The sequence below is a fragment of the Paenibacillus konkukensis genome (genome assembly GCF_023523925.1).
GTDB classification, from domain to species: Bacteria; Bacillota; Bacilli; order Paenibacillales; family NBRC-103111; genus Paenibacillus_S; species Paenibacillus_S doosanensis.
The window spans coordinates 2,304,048-2,325,492 of record NZ_CP027059.1 but is presented as its reverse complement, the minus strand read 5'-3'; the positions used below and the strand labels follow the sequence as shown (position 1 = coordinate 2,325,492).

At 53.9% G+C, this 21,445-nt stretch carries 23 protein-coding genes; 11 read left to right on the top strand and 12 right to left on the bottom strand.

Annotation, left to right across the window (positions count from 1 at the left end):
- The first annotated feature begins 37 nt into the window (after positions 1–37).
- Together SK3146_RS09955 and SK3146_RS09950 are read left to right on the top strand one after the other, a co-directional pair.
- Positions 38–928 carry a glycine betaine ABC transporter substrate-binding protein gene (locus SK3146_RS09955; protein WP_249864927.1) on the top strand — a complete coding sequence of 297 codons (891 nt, stop codon included), beginning with the start codon at positions 38–40 and terminating at the stop codon, positions 926–928.
- A 71-nt stretch (positions 929–999) separates the two neighbouring features.
- A complete protein-coding gene (locus SK3146_RS09950) occupies positions 1,000–1,674 on the top strand; it encodes an ABC transporter permease (RefSeq protein ID WP_434006868.1) in 675 nt (224 codons plus the stop codon).
- An 88-nt stretch (positions 1,675–1,762) separates the two neighbouring features.
- On the opposite strand, the gene SK3146_RS09945 is transcribed toward SK3146_RS09950, so the two are convergent.
- The 5 genes from SK3146_RS09945 to SK3146_RS09925 all read right to left on the bottom strand — a co-directional run bounded on the left by SK3146_RS09945 (position 1,763) and on the right by SK3146_RS09925 (position 7,874).
- Positions 1,763–2,872 (bottom strand): efflux RND transporter periplasmic adaptor subunit, encoded by a 1,110-nt coding sequence (locus tag SK3146_RS09945; protein WP_249864926.1) that lies wholly within the window; start codon positions 2,870–2,872, stop codon positions 1,763–1,765.
- 13 nt (positions 2,873–2,885) lie between these two features.
- Positions 2,886–4,292, bottom strand: coding sequence for an ABC transporter permease (locus tag SK3146_RS09940; RefSeq protein ID WP_249864925.1), 1,407 nt, complete (start codon positions 4,290–4,292; stop codon positions 2,886–2,888).
- The gene (locus SK3146_RS09935) at positions 4,289–4,981 is read right to left on the bottom strand and encodes an ABC transporter ATP-binding protein (protein WP_249864924.1); all 693 of its coding nucleotides are present in this window, start codon (positions 4,979–4,981) and stop codon (positions 4,289–4,291) included. The genes SK3146_RS09940 and SK3146_RS09935 overlap by 4 nt, the downstream gene beginning before the upstream one ends.
- 375 nt (positions 4,982–5,356) lie before the next feature.
- Positions 5,357–6,523, bottom strand: coding sequence for an MFS transporter (locus SK3146_RS09930; protein ID WP_249864923.1), 1,167 nt, complete (start codon positions 6,521–6,523; stop codon positions 5,357–5,359).
- A gap of 19 nt (positions 6,524–6,542) precedes the next feature.
- Positions 6,543–7,874, bottom strand: a complete 1,332-nt coding sequence (locus tag SK3146_RS09925) for a multi antimicrobial extrusion protein MatE (RefSeq protein WP_249864922.1) — start codon at positions 7,872–7,874, stop codon at positions 6,543–6,545.
- Positions 7,875–8,047: 173 nt separating this feature from the next.
- Between SK3146_RS09925 and SK3146_RS09920 the strand changes: the two genes are divergently transcribed.
- The 4 genes from SK3146_RS09920 (at position 8,048) to pfkA (ending at position 11,183) form a co-directional block, all read left to right on the top strand.
- On the top strand, positions 8,048–8,365 hold the full coding sequence (locus SK3146_RS09920; RefSeq protein ID WP_249864921.1) for a hypothetical protein: 318 nt from the start codon (positions 8,048–8,050) through the stop codon (positions 8,363–8,365).
- Positions 8,366–8,513: 148 nt separating this feature from the next.
- Positions 8,514–9,104 carry a hypothetical protein gene (locus SK3146_RS09915; RefSeq protein WP_249864920.1) on the top strand — a complete coding sequence of 197 codons (591 nt, stop codon included), beginning with the start codon at positions 8,514–8,516 and terminating at the stop codon, positions 9,102–9,104.
- Between the two features lie 43 nt (positions 9,105–9,147).
- Entirely contained in the window at positions 9,148–10,173 is a 1,026-nt protein-coding gene (locus SK3146_RS09910) for a tetraprenyl-beta-curcumene synthase family protein (RefSeq protein WP_249866252.1), read from the top strand.
- Between the two features lie 44 nt (positions 10,174–10,217).
- Entirely contained in the window at positions 10,218–11,183 is a 966-nt protein-coding gene (pfkA, locus tag SK3146_RS09905) for a 6-phosphofructokinase (protein ID WP_249864919.1), read from the top strand.
- Positions 11,184–11,369: 186 nt separating this feature from the next.
- Here the strand turns inward: pfkA and SK3146_RS09900 are convergent, their stop codons facing one another.
- On the bottom strand, positions 11,370–11,810 hold the full coding sequence (locus SK3146_RS09900) for a peroxiredoxin (RefSeq protein WP_249864918.1): 441 nt from the start codon (positions 11,808–11,810) through the stop codon (positions 11,370–11,372).
- A gap of 151 nt (positions 11,811–11,961) precedes the next feature.
- On the opposite strand from SK3146_RS09900, the gene SK3146_RS09895 reads away from it, so the two are divergent.
- The 3 genes from SK3146_RS09895 to SK3146_RS09885 all read left to right on the top strand — a co-directional run bounded on the left by SK3146_RS09895 (position 11,962) and on the right by SK3146_RS09885 (position 13,531).
- Complete coding sequence (locus SK3146_RS09895) at positions 11,962–12,174, top strand: DUF3906 family protein (RefSeq protein ID WP_249864917.1); 213 nt, start codon at positions 11,962–11,964, stop codon at positions 12,172–12,174.
- A 119-nt stretch (positions 12,175–12,293) separates the two neighbouring features.
- On the top strand, positions 12,294–12,827 hold the full coding sequence (locus tag SK3146_RS09890) for an NADPH-dependent FMN reductase (protein WP_249864916.1): 534 nt from the start codon (positions 12,294–12,296) through the stop codon (positions 12,825–12,827).
- Positions 12,828–12,856: 29 nt separating this feature from the next.
- Positions 12,857–13,531: a uracil-DNA glycosylase gene (locus tag SK3146_RS09885; protein ID WP_249864915.1), complete on the top strand. Its 675-nt coding sequence runs from the start codon at positions 12,857–12,859 to the stop codon at positions 13,529–13,531.
- A gap of 125 nt (positions 13,532–13,656) precedes the next feature.
- Here the strand turns inward: SK3146_RS09885 and SK3146_RS09880 are convergent, their stop codons facing one another.
- Positions 13,657–14,820 (bottom strand): putative glycoside hydrolase, encoded by a 1,164-nt coding sequence (locus SK3146_RS09880; protein ID WP_249864914.1) that lies wholly within the window; start codon positions 14,818–14,820, stop codon positions 13,657–13,659.
- Positions 14,821–14,954: 134 nt separating this feature from the next.
- Between SK3146_RS09880 and SK3146_RS09875 the strand changes: the two genes are divergently transcribed.
- A complete protein-coding gene (locus SK3146_RS09875; RefSeq protein WP_249864913.1) occupies positions 14,955–16,133 on the top strand; it encodes an MFS transporter in 1,179 nt (392 codons plus the stop codon).
- A gap of 263 nt (positions 16,134–16,396) precedes the next feature.
- On the opposite strand, the gene tatA is transcribed toward SK3146_RS09875, so the two are convergent.
- The 5 genes from tatA to SK3146_RS09850 all read right to left on the bottom strand — a co-directional run bounded on the left by tatA (position 16,397) and on the right by SK3146_RS09850 (position 19,548).
- Complete coding sequence (gene tatA, locus SK3146_RS09870; RefSeq protein WP_249864912.1) at positions 16,397–16,642, bottom strand: twin-arginine translocase TatA/TatE family subunit; 246 nt, start codon at positions 16,640–16,642, stop codon at positions 16,397–16,399.
- Positions 16,643–16,764: 122 nt separating this feature from the next.
- A complete protein-coding gene (locus tag SK3146_RS09865) occupies positions 16,765–16,959 on the bottom strand; it encodes a hypothetical protein (RefSeq protein ID WP_249864911.1) in 195 nt (64 codons plus the stop codon).
- A gap of 148 nt (positions 16,960–17,107) precedes the next feature.
- Positions 17,108–17,932, bottom strand: coding sequence for a YitT family protein (locus SK3146_RS09860; protein ID WP_249864910.1), 825 nt, complete (start codon positions 17,930–17,932; stop codon positions 17,108–17,110).
- Between the two features lie 136 nt (positions 17,933–18,068).
- Positions 18,069–18,944 (bottom strand): DUF4247 domain-containing protein, encoded by an 876-nt coding sequence (locus SK3146_RS09855; RefSeq protein WP_249864909.1) that lies wholly within the window; start codon positions 18,942–18,944, stop codon positions 18,069–18,071.
- A gap of 70 nt (positions 18,945–19,014) precedes the next feature.
- Positions 19,015–19,548, bottom strand: coding sequence for a DUF4178 domain-containing protein (locus tag SK3146_RS09850; RefSeq protein WP_249864908.1), 534 nt, complete (start codon positions 19,546–19,548; stop codon positions 19,015–19,017).
- 276 nt (positions 19,549–19,824) lie between these two features.
- Here SK3146_RS09850 and SK3146_RS09845 point away from each other — a divergent pair, with 276 nt between their 5' ends.
- On the top strand, positions 19,825–21,396 hold the full coding sequence (locus SK3146_RS09845) for a degradosome RNA helicase CshA (protein WP_249864907.1): 1,572 nt from the start codon (positions 19,825–19,827) through the stop codon (positions 21,394–21,396).
- Positions 21,397–21,445 lie beyond the last annotated feature (49 nt).

Here is a 21,445-nt window from a genome sequence, read left to right as displayed (position 1 = left end):
GATTGAGAAAAATCGTGTTCAAACCAAAGGAGGAGTCATGAAAAAAATACATTTCGGTATCGGATTGACTGTTGTCGCGTTGCTGTCCATTATATTGTCGGGCTGTGGAAAAACGGATGTGGTCATAGGGACACAAACGTATACGGAAACGAAAATATTGGCGGAGATGTACAAGGCGCTCATTGAAGACCGCACCAGTCTCACTGCGAAGGTGAAGCCCGATTTGGCCGCCAGCCAGGTCGTCATCGACGGGCTGAAAAACAACGATATTCAAATGGCCACCCTGTATACGGGGGAAATTTTCAACAATCATTTCGAAGTCAAACCGTCTCATGACCGCCAAGAAGTGCTTCAGCAGGCGAAGGACGGGTTTCATGACAAATACAACATCAAGTGGTTCGATCCTTACGGATTCGAAAACACTTATATTTTTACCGTACGCAAGGATATAAAGGAAGAGAAGAAGCTGTCAAAAGTATCCGATGTCAAGCCGTATGCCAAGGACCTTAAATTTGGCGTAGATACGACATGGCTGGAACGAGCGGACGACGGATATCCGGCCTTCCAGAAAATGTACGACATGTCGTTCAAAGATCCGCATCCGATGGATATTAACCTGGTTTATTCGGCAGTTGCCAATAAGGATGTGGACATCGTGCTCGCTTATTCGACCGATCCGCGCATCAAGCAGTTCGATTTGGTGACGCTTGAGGACGACAAGCATTTCTTCCCGCCTTACGACGCTTGCCCGGTTATGAACGAGAGCTTGCTTAAAGAGCATCCGGAGCTGGAAGAGGTCGCGAAGGCGCTGGTTGGCAAAATTGACGTGGATACGATCGTGGCCTTGAATTACAAGGTGGACGTCGATCAACAGACGCCGAAAGACGTCGCTATCGCCTTTTTGAAGGAGCAAGGTCTGCTTCAATGATGCGGTTGATGATTGCGAAGTTTCGCCGTTTCCATTAGAAACGGATTGATCATAAACAGGGGGGACGACACATGATCATGCGGCTGTTTGCTTATTTCGGCGACCATGCCGGAGATCTTGCGGCTCAGTTGCTCGACCATATTTTTATGGTTGTATGCGGCATCGCTTTGGCGCTTGTCGTAGGTATACCGCTCGGAATTGCGAGCGCCCGTAAAGAAAGGCTGGCCAGGCCGGTTTTGGCCTTGGCCAACGTCATCCAGGTGTTTCCCAGTCTGGCGCTTCTGGCCATGCTGATGCTCGTGTTCGGGCTCGGCTTCAACACGGTCGTCATCGGCTTGTTCCTGTACTCGCTGCTGCCGATTATCCGCAACACGTACGTCGGTCTGAAGCAAGTTGACAGAAGCGTCGTCGAGGCCGGGCGCGGCGTAGGCATGAGCCCGTTCCAGCTGTTGTGGAAAGTACAGCTGCCGTTGGCGCTGCCGGTCGTGATGGCCGGGCTGCGGGTAGCTGCGGTCATCGCCGTCGGGGTGGCGACGCTCGCCCCGTTGATTGGCGGGGAAGGTCTGGGCCGCGAAATTTATTCCGGCTTGACCCTTCGCAACGACGTTCGTGTTTACGCCGGGGCGATCCCGGCTGCGCTGCTGGCGCTCCTTGCCGATTATGCGCTCGGAAGGCTGCAGGAAAAGCTGAAAACGAGAAGGAATCGCGCTGCCGATGCGAGCAAGCCGGTTCAACCGACGGCCTGAACGGACGGCGCCGCCGGTAGCGTTCAAACTAGGAGACAGCCCTTCGCGGCTGTCTCCGTTTTTTTTCGGCACCGGCCGAATGTAATGATTACTGAAGTATGACGGTGTCGCCTTCGTTTAAGCCGCTGACGATTTCCGTATTCTCCGGCGTCTCCAGCCCGATCTTCACTTCCCGTTTCTCCAGGTTGCCTTGCTCGCCCGGCACCATCACGTAATACTGCTCTTTGTCCCGCTGAATCGCCAGCGTAGAGACGACGAGCGTATCCGGCTTCTTGTCCGTCATAATCGTTGCGGTAAGGCTGAGCCCGGCGATCAGCTGCTCGTTCGGCTCCAGGGAAATCCGTACTTGGAATTGCGCCGCGGCGGTATTGACGCTTCCGTCGCTGTTGTCGTCGGTATTTTTGGCAAATTTGGATATATACTCGACTTTACCCTGCAGCTTCGTATTTTTGAGCGCATCGACCCGCACATCGACCGGCATGTCTACCTTCAAATGAAACAAGTCGTATTCCCCGACGTAGCAGACGAGCTCCAGCTTCGTCAGATCGACGATTTTGCCGATCCGCTCGCTTTCCTTGACGGATTGCGGCTGCTTGGTGCCGTCGAACAGGAAGATGCCGTCCTCGGGAGCGGCGAATTGGGCGGCTTTGCGCTTTTCGCTTTTCTGGGAGAGCTGCGACCGCATATGCTGCAGATTCAGCCTGCCGATCTCTTCCTGAACGTCGCGGCTCTTCGCATCGGCATAGCGCTGCTTGGCTTCGCGCTCCGTAAGCCCGCCGCCCGCGGCGGCGGCTTCCTGCTCGGCCGGCGTTTCCCGCTGAAATTCGGAGAGGTTCAGCTCCAGCTCCTGCTTCTTCTCGCTAGCCTGAAGCTGGGCGATCTCATCGTCGAGCGTGGTCGTATCGAGGACGAAGAGGGTGTCGCCTCGTTTGACTTGAGCGCCGTCGGTGACCGCCCAAGACTTGACATCCGCGGTGAACGGAGCATTCACATACGTTTCGTTTTGGTAGGAGGTTTTGCCTTTGACCTCGACCGAATTGATCAGATCCTCGCGGGTCACCTTGAAGGTGAGCGACGGCGCGCCTTGATTGCCGGTCTGCTGTTTGGCAGGCTTGGAATGGCTCTGTACGTATAAGACCGCAGAAATGCCGACCACGAGAAGAGCGGCCGCGGCGGTGATCCATGTTTTTCTTTTCATGAGCTTAAATCTCCTAATCTCGTTTGATTGCGGTTAACGCGTCGGTGCGGGATGCTTTGACTGCCGGATAAATGCCGGATAATACGCCGGTCAGCACGGCGAAAAATAAACCGACAGGCAGTATCCACGGGCTGATGAACAAAATTTCCTGCTGCGCTCCGGACCTCGGCGGAGAGAAGCGCAGCACGGCGATGTTGATGCCCCAAATGACCCAGTACGATAATAAAATGCCGCACATCCCGCCGAGCACCCCGAGCAGAGCCGATTCGACCATAAACATGTTGCGGATTTGCCGCAGGTTCGCCCCGAGCACCTTCATAATGCCGATTTGCCGGCGCCGCTGGTAGGTGGACATCGTCATCGCCACGATAATGGAGATCGAGGCGACGAACAGAATGAACAGGCCGACGCCGCCGAATACAAGGCGTAAAATAACGAGCTCCCCTTGCATCTGCTCTTCGCGGTACAGATTCGTTTCGGTGGACAGCTTCAGCTTTTTGACCAGCTCTTCGACTTCCCGGACGCGGGAGCTGTCGTCCACCTTGATTTTGACCTCGCCGTATTCAGGCTCCGCGCTCTGCGTCTGCGAAGAGGAACCGGACGATTTCTTGCCGACGTTCGACGTTTCCTCCGCGATCGCATCTCTCAGCTTATGACCGAGCGCCGGGGAAATATAGGCGGTCTTCATATTCATGACGACATCGTCGGGCACCCCTTCGGGCTTTTTCAAAATACCGACGACGCGCAGCGGAAATTGCAGACTGGCGATTTCCGTCCCGTTCGACAAATACAGCTGCGGCTTCAGTATAATCTGCTTTTGGTACACGGGGTAGGGGATCATCATCTGATTGCGCCAGCTGTCGGAAGCTTCGCGCTCGCTCAACTGGTTCTGAAGCTCCCGGCTGCGGGACGCCCGGGACAATTGCTCGTCGATCAGCCCCATCGTCGCTCCGTAGCTTAGAATGATACTGTTGTCCATATCGGACGACCCGCCCTGCGCGAATTCGGAACCGAACGCTTCCAGCGAGTCCAGCTCGGTCGCATATAAGTTGTTAAGATAGCCGCGCTTGTTATCGATCTCGAACTGGAACTGATCCAACGTCTGATAAGTCGCCAGCGCTTTGACATGGGGCAGCGTGCGCATCATATCGATCTTGGCTTTGCTGAGCTCATAGGGCTTCAAGGCGCCCGCGTCGCCGCTGCTTGCTTCGGGGGCTTGCCCGCTGCGCACCGTAATCTCGTCGGACTTGATGTAATAGCTCATCTGCTCTTTGCTGTAATGATTGATCGATTCCCCGAAGGAAAGCGCGACGATGATGGAAGCCGACCCGATAGCGATTCCCATACAGCAGAGCGCGGTGACGACGACTCTTCGCCGCAGCTGCTCCCAGCCGAGCTTTAAATAATCGGACAGCTTCACTGTTCTTCACCTGCCCACAGCTCGTCTTCGACCAGAAAGCCGTCTCTGAGCTGAATGACCCGGCGGGTCCGCCTCGCTACCTCCAGCTCGTGGGTGACGATGACGAAGGTGATCTGAAGCGATTCGTTAAGCTCGATGAGCAGGTCGATAATTTCTTTCTCCGTTTTCGTATCGAGGTTTCCCGTCGGCTCGTCGGCGAAGACGATCGCAGGCTCGGTCACCAGTGAGCGCGCGATGCTGACCCGCTGCTGCTGGCCGCCGGACAGCTGCGACGGGAACATCTCGGTCTTCTCTCCGAGACCGACCTTGGTCAGCAAGGCGACGGCCTTGTCCTTGCGAGCCTTGGCTTTCATCCCCTGGAACACGAGGGGAAGCTCCACGTTCTCCCGCACAGTCAGGTGGGGAATCAATTCGTAAGATTGGAAAATAAATCCGATATGCGTGCGGCGGAATTCCGCCAGCTGGTTCTCACTCATCCGTTCGATGGACTCGCCGCTGATCAGGATGCTGCCCTGCGTCGGCTTCATCAAGCCGGCCATCAAATTGAGCAAAGTGGATTTGCCCGATCCCGAGCTGCCGAGCAGGGCGACCATCTCTCCTTTGTCGACGACGAAATCGATGTCGTGAAGGACCGGCGTCTCTTCATCTCCGTTGCGAAACCGGTGCGATAAATGTTTAACTGCAAGCACATGACCCCTCCGTTATCCTTGGTACTGCTGTCTGCTTCAAGACGGTGAAGCCGACGCCAAAAAGTCCTGCGGCATATTCATGCGGCAGGACTCTTAAGCTGACTCACACGACGCCTATACTATATAGACGACGGATTCGGACAAATTCTTGCACTTTACGCAATTTTTTTTGTAGAAGCTCGGTGAAAATTTGGCAGAAGCCCGGTGAAAAACCGAGCGGAGGGGCCAATTGAATCTGGAAAAGCGTCAGCGGTTGCCTTTGTCCCCGGATTTCAACCCATTCAAGGGTGAATTATTCAAGAAATCCGGGGACAAGAGCGATTGGAAGATCAAATGGGTACCGCAGCGAACGTGTTGACCACCCTTTTAAAGTGTTTACGCTTTTCTTTGACAATAATGCAGCAGCAGGAAGCCGGCCACCGCGAGCAGGGACAGGCAGGCGCCGACCCCGTACATCATATGGGGCCCGAAGTCGCGGAACAGCCAGCCGCCGAGCGTGCCGCTGATCAAGCCCGCTATGCCCGACCAGCAGACGGCGAACACGGCTTGTCCGGTGGAGCGGTATTCATCAGGCACGACGTTCTGAATATAACGGACGGCGGTGAAGAAGAAGATGCCGAACGAGATGCTGTGCATCGCCTGAATGGCGATGACCCAGAGCGGATTGTCGACCCGGCTCATCAGCGCGAAGCGGATGAAATAGACGACTCCGCATACGGCGAGGAGCGGAAGCTCCTTATAGCGATGCCCGTACTTGCTCAGCAAAAAGAAGGTAGGGATTTCGCTGACGGCGGACACCATCCAGGACCACCCGACCAGCGACGGGTCCGCTCCGATCCGCTGCAGGAATAGAGCCAGAAACCCGTCGTTGAACCGATGGGCGATAGAGACGACGATAACGGTCAGCAGAAACAGCAGAAACGGCCTCGACCCGATCACTTGGATCATGCCGCGCAGCTCCGGCTTCTTGCGGGCGCCGCTTCCGGCATCGGTCAGAAAGAACGACAGCAGGAAGGACAAGCCGATCGAACCGAGGCATAAGAACACCGTTAAGCCGGAGCCCTGCTGCTTCAGCAGCAGGCCGAACGCGAGCGAGGCGAAGGCGAAGCCGGTCGAGCCCCAGACGCGAAACGAAGCGTAGCTTTTGTTCGTGCCGCTGATGCTCAGAAGCGTCAAGCTGTCGTTTAGCGAGCTGGTCGGCGATTGGAAGAAGAAGAACACCGCCATCAGGAGCATGAGCAGCCCGAAATGCGACGTATGGAACAGCAGCAGCGCGAGCAGGAACTGGCCGGCCAGGATGCCGATCAGAATTTTGCGGACGGTGCTCAGCTTGTCGCTGACGACGCCCCAGAACAGATTGGAGACGATGCCGATCATCGGGCCGATCGAATACAGCAGACCGATCTGCACGGTCGAGTAGCCGATCGATTGAAAGTATAGCGGGAAGAAGGAGACGATGACGGCGGTCGTCATATAGAACGAAAACGTAAAGCCCCGCTGCACGGCAAACCGCGGCTGCCGGGGCTGAGATGCACTTTCCACTCGGATCACTCACTCGATTCTATGATTTGAATGTAGCCTGAAACGGCGTTTTATTGCTTGATTTCATCGTTTCCCTCAGCACGAACCAGACGACGGCCGCTTCCGCGGCTACCCCCAGCGATTGGGCAAGAGCGCCGACCATGCCGTTCCAGCCCGGGCTCCAGAAGACGCAGAGCACGAGGGAAACTAAGGTTACCGACACGTTGGCCGCCTGCGACCAAACCATCACCTTCGTCTCTCCCCGCAGCATAATCATGCCGTTGCCGAAATCGAGCCAAGGGAACACGAGGGTCGTTATCATAAAGACGCGCAGCGTATCGAGACTGGCCGTCATCAGCCGCTCGTTCACGCCCATCACGTTTTGCATGAACAAGGGCCCGAGCGGCGTGTAGGAGAGCAGCGCGATCAGCAGCGTCGGAATAAAAGCGAGCGTCAGCGTAAACCTCATGACGGTACGCGCGTCTTTCCGGTAAAAGTTCAGCACGATCTGGTGAATATACGAGAAAAAGCTTTGCACGAGATTCATCAGGCTGCCCGCAATCGCGAACGCGGCGACGGAGAGCTGAAAATCCATCGTTTTGCCGAGAAACGCGTTGACGGAAGGTCCGATCACGACCGCGATAACCGAAGAATACAGCAGCGGCCGGTAAAATTGAAAAATTTGCCGCGGCTTTTCGATCGGATGATCCGGCTTCTTCTCGGGAATTTGCTTCAGCAGCGAGCGCCCCTCCCATACGCTGACCGCCGCCTCGACGACCATGCCCGTCAAGAAGATGATGGCGCCCACCCGGCCGCTTTCAACCCCGGTATGAATAAAATAAAGCGACAGCAGGTACATGGAGATGAGGCGGATGACCATGCCGATCGTCAGCCATTTCGTCCGCATATTGAAAATAATAATGCCGTGATACAAGCAGCGGAGTCCCGAAAAAATGCTGACGAACATCAGCACTTGATACACTTCGATCATCGGCTGCAGGAGGGCGGTTTCCACGCCGAAAAAATGCAAAAACACCCATTTGCCTATGGGAGTGTAGCAGATCAGGGCGCCCAGCAGCATGACGCAGGCCAGTATGTACCAGCTGATCGCCGACATGGCTCGGAAGGATACCCGGTCGCGGACCAGGGCGGAGCAGGTTTGACGCATCAGAACGGCCGGCCTCTCGGTAATGCCGAGAATGCTGAGCGGCAGGGCGTAGCTGGCGATAATGATCTCGGGGCTCGCCGAGCGGGCCAGCGTGCTGTTAATAATGACGTGAGAGATCGTGACAAGGCTGGCCGAAATCCCGAGCGGGATGAAAAAGGCGAACAATTGTTTGAACGATACTCTCGTTTCTCGGTGGCTACTCATAACAGACTCCTAGTTTTTTATGTTTAACGTTAACAAATCATGAAACCTAGTATAACACACAAATTGCTCCGTCAGAGCGGAAAATTTGCGCTCCTACTGGCAGAGCATCGCGGCTTCATGGTACAGTAATGTAGACATGAAAAAGAGCGCTATATAGAAAGGCGGAATGATCCATGACATGGACATTTTTACAAGACGAGCGTCTTGGTATCCCGCTGCCTCATCTGGAGAAAGAATGGGAAGAGTATTCCGATCGGGAGCGGGCCGAAATTCTGCTTCGGTGGGAGGAAATACGGGGGACAATCCCCGATCAGGTGAAGCGGCTGGAGAAAATCATTATCCGCAAGCAGGGCCAACTGGACGTCGAGGATAATTTCAAGATTTCCTGCCAGTTAAACAGCGAAATCGCCGAGCTCGCGGGAACGATCAATGAGCTGCATCTGTGGTTTAGGGTGAATCAGGATATTGCTCCTTCGGCGGCGCATCATTAAGAAGCTCCGGGCGGGATGCCGCCGATCTCGTCGGCATAGTGAAGAAAATCGTTCTTATATGGTAAAATAGCAAAATAGATGGGCATGGAACCCGCTTTGTAATATAATAAAGGTTATGAGTTTTCGGCAGAGATGAGGTGATCAGGCTATGACATGGACGGAATCGGTAAACAGGCTGTGGAACGCGCTCAAGGAGCACCAGCCTTCCCTTTATCCTATGGAAGAATGGGATGAGCTGCTCGATATTCGCATATCGAAGATGCCTTGCGGCGAATTGAATGCGGATCAGCTTCCTTATGCTTCCGCGGTCAAAGCGGGCTTGCATTTGTTAAATGAAAGCCTCGACAAGTCCCACACGCTGTCACAGAGCATCGATAATGCTACCGGCAGCTACTGGCACGGCGTCATGCACCGGATGGAAGGCGACTACAGCAACGCGAAATATTGGTTTCGCATGGCGGGCGCTCATCCGGCCTACGGCCTGCTGATCGGCAAGCTCGCGCAGATTTCTTACGATCCGGACCGCATCGGCAGCGCCGCGCTCAGAGGGCGGCTGGACCAGTTGATGACGAGTCCGGTATGGAATCCGGGGCTGTTCACGGATGCGGTGGAGCAGCAGGTGACCGTTTATCAGGATGAAGCGGCCGAAGCTCTCCTGGCGGAGCTGCAATGGATGGAGATCAAGCTGCTGCTGCAATATTCGTTTCAACAGACCGGAGGGAGTTCGCTTGAGTTTTGAGGATCGACGGATGCCGCTAGTCCCCGGCAATTCCATTCAGTTGATGATGCGGGTATACCGGTACGTGCTGCCCGAAGTTCGCGAACAACTGCGTTATTGGCGTTCCATCGCCGAGGCGATTCCCGATCGCGAGCTTCGGAAGCAAGCTATCGACAGCATGACGAGCAAGCAGTTTCACTGTGAGGGCGGGGCTGTTTATGCCGCGGCCAATTTGGAGATGCGCCATGTGCTGATACCGCTCATCGTCGCTTTTCAAACGATCAGCGACTATTTGGACAATCTGTGTGACCGGAGCACATCCATGGACCCGAACGATTTCCGCATGCTCCACCAGTCGATGCTCGATGCCGTCGATCCGGCCGAGCCTCTGCACGATTATTATTCGCTTCGCGCAGAGCAGGAGGACGGCGGTTACTTGAACGGGCTCGTCAAGACGTGTCAAGCCAGCTTAAAGCTGCTTCCGTCGTATCCGCTCGTAGCGGATCACGTCAGGCAGCTGGTAGGCTTATATTGCGATTTACAGGTGTACAAGCATATACGCCACGAGCTTCGGGAGGAGGCGCTGCTTGCATGGTGGAGCAGGCACGAATCCCGGTTTCAGGCCATAAGCTGGAATGAGTTTGCGGCGGCGACCGGCTCGACCCTGGGCGTATTTATGCTATTTCTGGCGGCGTCGAATCCCAGTCTGAACGAGGATGCCGTTGCGCCGATTCACGACGCTTATTTCCCGTACATTTGCGGATTGCATATATTGCTCGACTATTTGATCGACCAAGAGGAAGACGAAATCGGCGGCGATCTCAATTTTTGCAGCTATTACCGCAACATGGATCAAACCGTGGAACGAATAGCCGCTATCGTACTGGAAGCAAGGAACAAAGCGAACCTGCTGGAGCACCCCGCGTTTCATCGCATGATTATCGAAGGTTTGCTCGCGCTGTATTTGTCCGACCCTAAGGTTAGCAAGCAAAAACAAGTGAAGCAAGTTTCGCGGGAGCTGATGAAGGGCAGTCCGCTGACACGGATTTTCTTCTTTATTAACAGCGTCTGGATTCGCAAAACATCATAATTCCCCAAGCAGGGGAGCGCATAAAGCTTAGGAGGAAACCTTACATGTCTATTAAAAGAATTGCCGTTTTGACAAGCGGCGGAGATTCGCAAGGAATGAATGCGGCGGTTCGCGCGGTCGTGCGCAGCGGATTGTTTCACGGTTTGGAAGTATTCGGGGTGCAGCGCGGCTATGCCGGCCTTATCAACGACGATATTAGAGAGATGGATTTGCGCAGCGTAGGCGATATCATTCAGCGCGGCGGGACGATTTTGCAGACGGCGCGATGTAAAGAATTTACGACGCTCGAAGGCCAGCAGCTGGGTGCGGAAAATCTGCGCAAAAGAGGCATCGACGGCCTTGTCGTCATCGGCGGCGACGGCTCTTATCAAGGCGCGAACAAGCTGAGCAAGCTCGGCATCAAGACTATGGGTCTGCCGGGCACGATCGATAACGACATCCCGTTCACCGATTGTACGATCGGCTTCGATACGGCGGTCAGCATCGTCGTTGACGCGATCAACAAGCTTCGCGACACGATGAGCTCCCACGAGCGTTCCTCTGTCGTGGAAGTTATGGGCCGCCACTGCGGCGACATCGCGCTGTATGCGGGCCTTGCCAGCGGCGCCGAAACGATTCTCGTTCCGGAGGTGCCGTACGATCTGGATGAAGTGGCGCAGCGGATGACGGGCAACTTCGGCCAAGGCAAACGCCACAGTATCGTTGTTGTAGCCGAAGGCGTAGGCAGAGGCGAGGATATCGCCAACGAGATTATGAAGCGCAACGGCATCGAGCCTCGCGTTACGGTGCTCGGACATATTCAACGCGGCGGCGCGCCGACGCACAATGACCGCATTCTTGCCAGCAAGCTGGGCGACTTTGCAGTTCGCAAGCTGATCGAGGGCGAATCCGGCAAGGGCTGCGGCATTATCAAAGGCGAGCTGGTGACAACCGATATCGATCTCGTCGTCAATTCCAAAAAAGAATTTAACATGGATCTTTACGAGCTGACCAAGCGTCTGTCCCAATAATCGTTATAGGCGGCTTCGTAGAAACGGACAAGATTGCCGATCGGGCACAGCATAAGACCGCGGGACCGGACCGGCTTGGTATAAGCCGCGGGTTCCGTATCCGCAAGCGAAAGACGCGCGGCCGTCTTGTCCGTTGAGAGAAAACGTCCGGCCGCTGCAGGCCGGACGTTTTTTCACAAACTTTGTTTAATCCCGATGGGCTTGCAGCGCGGCCAATATTTCCGAGGTCGGCCTGTTTCCTTTTTGGGCGTAGACGATGATGCCGGCGCGGCTGATGACGTAGACGATCCGCTGCTGAATGAAAAATAGCACTTTGCCGACGTCATACAGCTTGCGTATGCGTTCGTCCGCATCCGAAACAAGCGGAAAATCATACATAAATTTTTGTGAAAATTGACGGTGCTCCTCCAGCGACCCGGGATTGACACCCAGCACAAGAGCGTCGTATTCGGCGTATTGCGACTTGGAATCGCGCACCGCGCACAATTGCTTGGTGCAAACCGGGGTTTCGTCCTTAGGGTAGAAAATAAGAACGATAGGGCGCTTCCCCAATACATCGCCGAGTCGTATGGGACCCAGCGTGCTTTGCGCCTCGAAGGAAGGGGCCGGCTGGCCGATGGACAGCATAGAATGCATCTCCTTTCACGAATCGTCGAGCAGCTCCATTGTAACGAAAAGCAGAAAAAGTATGCAAGCGCGCCGGATTCTGTTACCATTAGAAACGCGGGCTTTGCCCCTTTATCCAAGCAAAACGACGCGCTCCGGGAGGGCTTATCTTATGTATTTGTACAAGCTGGAAGTCGAATTGAAGGATCAGAAGGTTTATGTGACGCTGCTCGCCGAGAACGACGCACAAGCGTTCGATTATTTGGAGGAGCAGCTAGTGCGTCATTTTATCCGTAATCCGGAAGTCGTGGAGGCGAGCATTATCGAGAAGAAACGCGCGGTAAAAGGCTCCGGTTACGTTATCGAAACGATCCTGCCGCAATAGCGGCGTTTAGCTGGCATGCGCCGGAAAACGGCGCCGGGCAAAAATAGGCCTGATGATCGGTTGACTATCAAAACATTGTATACTACTATGTATGTAAAGTGAAAAAGGAGCCAACTCAGATGAAAATTGCCATTTTAGCGGGAAGCAACCGCAAGCAAGCTACAAGCACGCAGCTTTGCCGTTATATCGGGAGCGTACTGGAAACGAAGGAATGCGAAGTGACCTTGCTTGATTTGAATGAGCTGCAAATTCCGTTCTACAGCCCCGATATCGAGTCCGACAATAAAAATTTGCAGTATATGAAAGAGACGCTGAAAGCGGCGGATGGCATCGTATTGGCTACGCCGGAATACCATGGCGCGCCTAGCGGCGTGTTGAAAAACGCGCTGGACCATGTAGGCTTCGACCATTTTGACGGCAAAGTCGTTCTGTCCGTAAGCTCGTCCGGCGGCGCGGTCGGCATCAGCTCGCTGCAGCAGCTTCAGACGATCGTGCGCAACGTGCACGGCATTAACTGCCCGGAATGGATCTCGATCAGCGGAGAACAGCGCACGTTTACCGCTGATGGGGCGCCTGCGGATCAGAAGACGAAGGATCGGGCGGAGCGTACGCTGAATTATTTTGTCGGTATGGTCAAGACGTTTCGGAAATGATTAACAAGACTTTGGAGTGAACGGAAGTTATGTCTATTTTGCACAACGACTGGCAGCCCCTGCTTGCCGAAGAGTTTGAACAGCCGTATTACAAGGAACTGCGGGAGTTTCTCAAGGGAGAGTACCGTACGAGAACGGTTTATCCGAATATGCATGACATTTTCAATGCGCTGCATCTGACCTCTTATGCGGACGTGAAGGTCGTCATTCTCGGTCAGGACCCGTATCACGGTGCGGGCCAGGCGCACGGGCTCAGCTTCTCCGTCAAGCCCGGCGTGCCTGCGCCGCCGTCGCTGCAGAACATGTTCAAGGAGCTGCGCGACGATCTCGGCTGCTTCGTTCCGAATAACGGGTATTTGGTTCGCTGGGCGGAGCAGGGCGTCCTCATGCTTAACACGGTGCTGACCGTTAGGGAAGCGACGCCGAATTCGCATAAAGGCAAAGGCTGGGAACGGTTTACGGACCGGGTCATCTACCATTTGAACTTAAGAGAGCAGCCCATCGTCTTCATATTGTGGGGCAGCCATGCCCAGGCCAAAATGCAGCTGATTACGAATCCGCAGCATCATGTGCTTCGTTCGCCGCATCCGAGCCCGTTATCGGCGCATCGCGGCTTCTTCGGCAGCAAGCCGTTTTCCAAGGCGAACGGTTTCCTGACGAGCATCGGTCTGGAGCCGATCGATTGGCAAATCCCGAACTTATAATCGGCATTATTTATCGTTATTTAACGCAAATACCCCTGGGAAGAAGGTTCGTTCCCCAGGGGTATTGTTTTTGGCCGCGGCCCGGACATCGTCGAAACGATGGGGGTAGACGGTATTCTCAAGGTTTATTTGTAATCGACGTTCGGCGTATACGTATTGACTGCGTTCCAAAGCAGAAACTCATCGACGCCGTTATCCTTCAGAGCGCGAATCTGCTCGTCCACCTCATGCTTGCCGTATTTGATGTAGCCTTGAACCCAGGAGGCGGTGAAATCTTGAATCCACGGCCGGACGATCGGCTTTATATCGCTGATCGGCTCGAGCTTCTTGATCGTATCCTTTACCGCTCCGTTAATCGTTACGTACGGCTCCGCGTCGGGAACCTTGGCGCCGAACCAGCCGGTGCTGTAATGGCTCGGATAAATCATCGGCGAAATAACGTCCACATTTTCGGAAATTTTCTCGAAATCCTGGCCGATTCCTTCCGCCGCCGGCACCGAAGCCGCGTAACCGAAGATGTCCACCGACACCCGCACGCCGAGCGGAGCGAGCTGCTCGCGGGCATATTTCACAAATTCGGCGACCGCCTGAATTCTCGAACGTTCGTCCTTGTCATATTGTAAAATATCCGCCCGTTTCTCGAAGCCTTCCGGAAAGCGCACGTAGTCGAACTGAATTTCCTTGAAGCCGGCTTTGGCGGCTTCCTTGGCGATCGCTACATTGTAGTCCCACACTTCTTTTTTATACGGGTTAACGAAGCTGTCCGGCGTCGCTTTGCCGTTGCCCCAGAGGCTTCCGTCCGGGTTAAGGAAGGAAAGCTCGGGATGCTTCTTGGCCAGCACCGTGTCCTTGAAGACGACGATTCGCGCGATCGGATACACCTGATGCTCCTGCAGCGTGCCGATGAGCTTGGGCATGTCGCGGATGATTTTTTGCGTCGTGTCCATGGCCGCGAGCTCCGGGTTGCCGGTATCGTAGGTGATATAGCCCCAATCGTCCTTCACGTCGATGACCATGGAATTCAGCTCCGTCTCGTCCATCAGCTGCAGCAGCGTATTCAGGCGGGAGCCGCCTGCGCTATTGGCGGTCACATAGACGCCTTTCACTTTGGGAGCGTCCTTCTGCGGGTCTTGTTTGTCCGCGGGTCTCAAGTAGTCGCCGGCGGCTTGCTGAACGACCGCGTTTTTCGAGTCGAGAGACGCCTGAACGAGCTGGTCGAAGCTGACGTCCGGGTGGTCTCCTCCGACCTGGCTAGCCACCATCAGAAGCGAAGCTAATAAAAGTTCCATGTTGCCGCATCTCTCCTTGCCAGAATCATATCTTTCATTATAATAAAAGAGTCGATAGGTTAATAGAGAACTTTGGCGCATTTTGTTGAATTTTCGGTGCAGTCTGTCATTATGCCAAAAAAAGGACCGGTGCTATGAACAAACAGATTTGGACGCTTCGCGGGCTCACCTTCTCCTACTACGCCACAACCGCGGTTCTTATGCCCTTCTTGCCGATTTACTTCGGCCTCAAAGGCTACTCCTCTTCGCAGATCGGCCTCTTGATGATGTTCGGGCCGTTCGTCGCCATATTCGCCCAGCCCCTATGGGGATATTTAAGCGACCGCTACAACACGCTCAAGCTAATTATCGGAGGGCTGTGGGCGCTCACGGTGGCATCCAGCGCAGGGATATTCGCCGCCGACGGCTACGCGTGGTCGTTCCTCTTTATGCTGCTCATTTACTTTTTCATGCTGTCCTCCGCACCGCTTCTGGACAGTATAACGATCAAGACGACGCTTCGAGCTGGGATCGCCTACGGGTCCGTGCGCATGTGGGGGTCGATCGGCTTTACTTTGATGGCGATGACGGCGGGTTTGGCGCTAAAGCTGCTCGGAGGCATAGAGCATATCCCTTGGCTGTATTGGTCCGTCTGGGTGCTGCCGTTTGCGCTCTTGTTATTTTTGAAGGACGATAAGGGAAGCGGCCAGCGTATTTCCTTTTCCGCTGTTACTAGTGTTCTCAAAAACGGTCCTTTTTTATGGTTCTTATTTCTCGTGTTTGTGCTCACCGTTCCTCACCGGATGAACGACGGGCTGTTCGTGCTGTACTTGAAGGATCTCGGTGCAAGCGATTCCATGGCAGGCTGGGCCTGGGCTCTCGCGGCGATGGGGGAAATTCCGACCTTTGCTTTGCTCAGCAGATACTTGCATCGTTTCCATGAATTGGCGCTGCTCGGTATCGTAGCGGTGCTGTATACGGTGCGCTGGCTGCTGTACGGATGGGTCTCCGATCCGGCCGCGCTGATAGCGCTGCAGCTTATGCACTCGGTGACCTTTGCGGTGTTCTGGATCGTTGCCGTGCAGTATGCCGTCCGCTTGGTTCCCGAATCGATGCGCTCTACGGGGCAAGCGATGCTGTCGGCGGTATTCCTCGGGCTGGCCGGGATTACGGGAGGCTTCGTAGGAGGAGTGATAAAGGATGCTTGGGGCGGGCAGGCAATGTACCATTTCGGAGCGGTCATGACGGCCGCAGCGGCGGTTCTTCTGTTCGGCACGCATGCGTATATGCGCGGCAAGAAGCAGCAAGTGCCCAAAAGCGGCGCGGTGCTCTAAAAGGGTGGTGAAAAAGTCCGCCGCGGCGTCCATTTGATCCTCCAATCGTTGTTGAAAACGGATTCTCTGGATTGTTTTTTCGTTTTTCTGTGGAGAGAATCCGTTTTCAAAGGCGAACGCTCACGCTTTTCCAGATTCAAATGGCCCCTCCGCTCTTTTTTCACCAGGCTTCTAAAGCTATTGCGAAAATGTCAAAAAAAACCATCCGGACTTTGACGTCGGATGGTTCTCATACACGATGAAGCACCGGAGAAGGCCGCAGGCTACTTCGGTGCATTTTGGTTTACGTTGTCATGCTGGGAAGGCTGAGCTTCCGCAGAAACCAATTCTTTCTTTTGAACCGGAGGTTCGTCATTCGAGCCAGAGGAGCCGTTGCCGGTCGTAGCGTCTTTAAATTCGCGGAACATTTTACCGAAACCGCGTCCGAGCTCAGGCAGCTTGTTCGGTCCGAACAGCAGTAAAGCGACGAGAGCGATCAGGATAATATGCCATGGTGATAAGGCGCCCATTTAGGGTTCCACCTCCGTTTTCTAGTATTATGTCTATCATACCATTAATTAAAACAAAAATAACAAAAAATTATTACGAAACCACAAATTTTTTCCGCATCGGCACAAAAAATAAAGACGCCCTAGTGGAGCAAGGCGTCTTTTTGGTTTTCGGAAATGCTGTATTGAATAATTTCCATCGCATCCTCCGCTTCCAACGCTTCAAGCCCGTTGCGCAGCACAATCTCAAAGTCGAGTTCGGACCGCTTAAGAAAAGGATACAACTCGGGAGTCAATCTCATAACAATCGTCGATAACTTTACTGTTTCCACAAGCATCACCCTTCCTCGTCATCTGTTAGAGAAGATCAGGCATGACTTACGTGAGTAACACAGGTAAAGCATGAGGATATGAAATGAAATTACTCCCACCATTATAACATATTTTATAAAAAAACATATGGGATATTTTGCGGATTCGCCGCAATTATCCGCGGCGGAATTGGCCCATAATGCCTATCGTTTCCACGATGTTGACGAAGGCGTCCGGCGCCGTGCGGAGGATCAGATGCCGCAGCTCTTCCAGCTCGTAGCGGGTCGTTACCGTCATCAGCATTTTTTGCGGATGCTTCGTATAGGCGCCTTCCGTCGAGAGGACGGTGACGCCGCGCTGGATTTTGAGCAGCTCTTCAAGCAGCGCCTCGGTATGCCGCGTCACGATGAATACCGTCACTTTCAGATGGCGGGTATGGATCGTATCGAGAACTTTGCCGGTAATAAAAATGGACAGCATCGAGAAGAGAGCAAGATCCCAATTGTCCTTATAGTAGCCGAGGGCAACGATGACGATGCCGTTCAACACGAACAGCGCGGTCCCGAGCGGAAAGTCGCGTTTCTGGGTAATGATCGAGCCGATAATGTCAAATCCGCCGGTAGAGCCTCCGGCCCGCATGCTGATACCGGTGCCGATGCCGATCAATACGCCGCCGGTGACGGCCGCCAAAATCTCGTTCTGGGCGAGGGGGCGATGCGGGAATATGTCCATAAACCATGTCGTCATGATGACGGAAACCACGCTCAGGACGATGAATTTGCGCCCGATTAGCATCAAGCCCCATACGATGACGGGCAGGTTGAAGATAAAGTAAAGCAACGCGATATTCCAGCCGGTAAAATAGCCGATAATCATCGAAATGCCGGATAACCCTCCGCTTAACAGCTGATGGGGAATTAAGAACATATTGAAGCTGACTGAAACGAGAGCGGACCCGAGAATAACGATAATAACGGAGCGGACCCATTGATAGACCATCGGACGATTCCTCCATCAAAAGTACGGGATCATTTTAGTAACAGTATGAGGATTATCGTCCGATTTCAGTCAAATAAATAACTGAAAAAGCATTGCCCCCCGTTAGGGGAGCAATGCTTGGGAGGCGAATCGCCGTTTATTTCCGCTTGAACGAACCGGAGCGGGAGCTTGTGCTCGGCTTCGATTTGGAGCTTGAACTCGGCGTCTTGTAAGTCGGAGTCGAACCGTCGTTTTTGCGTATCGAGCTAGAGCTGCTTGAGCTGCTGGAACTGCCCGAGCTGCCGCTATTGGACGTAGAGCCCGTGGACGGCGTCGACTTGCTGCCGGTGCTGAAGCTTCCCTTGCGGTCCGTGGTGGAAGGGGAGCTCGTCGATCCGGAACCGGAAGCAGATGGGGCCGCCTGGTATTTGCCGTAATCGTCGTACCGCTTGCTGGTCGTGTACCCCTTGTAATCCGAGCTGCCCCGGCTGCCGTTAAACCATCCGCCGCCGAACAGCGACTGCAGCAGCGACGCGGCTACGTAGCCTTCCAAGAACGAAGAATCGTAATGCTCTTTGGCATACTCCACGGTATCGAGCTCAACCAGCGTATTGCCGGCATTGTCCGGATCTTTCTGAACGTTGATGATTTTATTGTCGTACACAAGGAACATTTGATCCTGCGATTCCTTGCTCGTTTCCTTCGGCTTCTCCTGCGAGGCCAATTCCTTGGCAACCGCAGGCACGTCTTTGCCTTCGACCGAATAAATTTTTGCCGTATTTTTCCCTTGGCCTTGAACGTCGATTAACGAATAATGATCTTTGACATAATTGCTGGCGTTGCCGCAGCCTGCGATCAGCGCTACGACGAGCATAACGGAGAGCAGCTGCATCGAGCGCTTCTTCACCGGATAAGAATATCGGGGCGATGGCAAGCTGCCGGACTCGGCGGGCTGTGCTTCCATCGGCGTTTCGAACTTCCGCTTCAAGCGGGCGCTCAGCCGGGAGAAGAAACCGATAAGCGTTGTTCTCATCGCTCAATCACCTCCATATGAATTGCAAGCTTGCGCTCGCTTCTTGTTAAGAGACGAAGCTGCCGCCGGATCAGCGGCTGCCTTTCATAAACTTGATTTGCCCTGCCGGCGTCTTCTCGCCCTCCATCGCAACGAATTTGCCGTCCTGCCATTGCAGGAAGAAGTAGCGGCCTTCGGGTCCGAAATAGCGCCAGATCATGACGTCGTCATTGCCGCGGAAATCGGTGTTGCCTTCGGCGCGGACCAGGTCGCTGCGGTGATTTTCCAGATTATAGGTCAATTCGCCGTCTACGTCGAGCTCGGTCGGAACGTCATGCGGACTGTCCAGCGCGCCTTCGACAAAATGGCATAGGAAGCATTCGTAGGTGCGGCCTTTCTCGACAAGCAGGCAGGAGATCGAGCTGCCGTTCTGCAAGTAATAGGCGAACCGGTGCGGCGGGAAGCCTCTGTCGAAATAAATGAGCTTGCCGGAGACGACGTATTCTTCCAAATCGACGTTAACGATATCGCCTACCTGGGTATCTTCGATCGGATTGGTCGCCTTGACGGGCGCCTCTTCCTTGTTGCTTTTAATAATGGAACCGACTCTTTTCCAAATCGACATGGCAAATTCTCCTTTGCATATATGTTCGGAGCGTAATCTTTTCATTCATATTATACATATTATATACGATAAAGCGGAAGTGAAGGTTTCACTGCTGAAATTTCTGGAATATCATTTCCGTTTGTGGTATAATACTAAAGATATTCTTAAGTACGGCCTTGCGTATTTAAATACGAATGCTTCGGACGCATTTTGCAGATACAATAAAAGGATATAGGAGTCGCACTTAAGGGTAAATACAAATAAACCCCTAATTTAAAAGGAGATTGAAATCATTTGAAAACTTTCAACGAATTCGGCTTAGAGCCAAAAGTACTGCGAGCTATCACGGAGATGGGCTTTGAAGAATCGACACCGATTCAAGAAAAAGCAATGCCTATTGCCATGGAAAATCGCGACTTGATCGGGCAAGCCCAAACCGGTACGGGAAAAACGGCGGCATTCGGCATTCCGCTGGTGAACAAAATCGACGTGAAGGAAGAGAAGATCGTCGCTTTGATCATGTGTCCTACCCGCGAATTGGCCATTCAGGTGGCCGAAGAAATCGAGAAGCTCGGCAGATTCAAAGGAATCCGCTCCCTGCCGATTTATGGCGGTCAAGATATCGTGAAACAAATTCGCGCGTTGAAAAAAAGACCGCAAATCATCATCGGTACGCCGGGACGTCTGCTTGACCATATCAACCGCAAAACGATCAAGCTCGACGACGTGCAGACGGTTATTTTGGACGAAGCGGACGAAATGCTGGATATGGGCTTTATGGAAGATATCCAATCGATCCTTAAGCTTGTACCGGATGAGCGTCAAACGATGCTGTTCTCGGCAACGATGCCGGTTAACATTCAGCGGCTCGCGCAGCAATTCCTGCGCAATCCGGAGCATGTATCGGTTATTCCTAAGCAAATCAGCGCTCCGCTTATCGACCAATCGTACATCGAGCTTCACGAAAGACAAAAATTCGAAGCGCTGTGCCGCTTGATCGATATGGAAGCTCCGGAGCTGGCGATCATCTTCGGACGGACGAAACGCCGGGTTGACGAATTGGCGGAGGCCCTGCAAAAACGCGGATACACGGCGGAAGGACTGCACGGCGACCTGTCGCAGAACCAACGCGACAACGTGATGCGCAAATTCCGCGACGGCAGCATCGACGTGCTGGTAGCTACCGACGTAGCGGCTCGCGGTCTGGACGTATCCGGCGTAACTCACGTTATCAACTTCGACTTGCCTCAAGATCCTGAGAGCTATGTTCACCGGATCGGCCGGACGGGCCGCGCAGGTAAAGAAGGAGCGGCTTACACGTTCGTAACGCCTAGAGAAATCGATCATCTGTACTTCATTGAGAAAATCACCCGTCATAAAATTACAAGAAAGCCGATGCCGAGCCTGGCGGAAGCGATCGAAGGCAAGCAAAAGATGACGGCTGAGCGCATTCTCGAAGTGTTGCAAAAAGACGAGCACAACGAATATAAAGGCTTGGCGATTCAATTGCTGGAGCAGCACGATTCCGTGCACCTGCTTGCTTCCGCACTGAAGCTGCTGACAGGCGACAAGAAGGAAGTCGAGATCGAACTGACTCCGGAAGAGCCGTTGCGTGCCAAGAAAAGAAGACCGGACGTACGCAGCTCCGGCCGCAGACCTTCGGGCCCTTACGGTACGGCAGGCGGCGCGCGCCGCAGCGAAGGCGGAAGATCGTACGACCGCGATCGTTCCGGATCGAGACCTCCGCGTCGCGACGGCGGAAGAGATTATAACCGCGGACGTGAAGGCGGACGCGATTACAACCGCGACCGCGGCTTCAATCGTTCGACTTCCTCCCGCAGCAACGAGGAACTGGTCAAAAACTAATGCAAATAAGGTGGAGCTTTCCGCGAGGAGAACTCCACCTTTTTTTAAT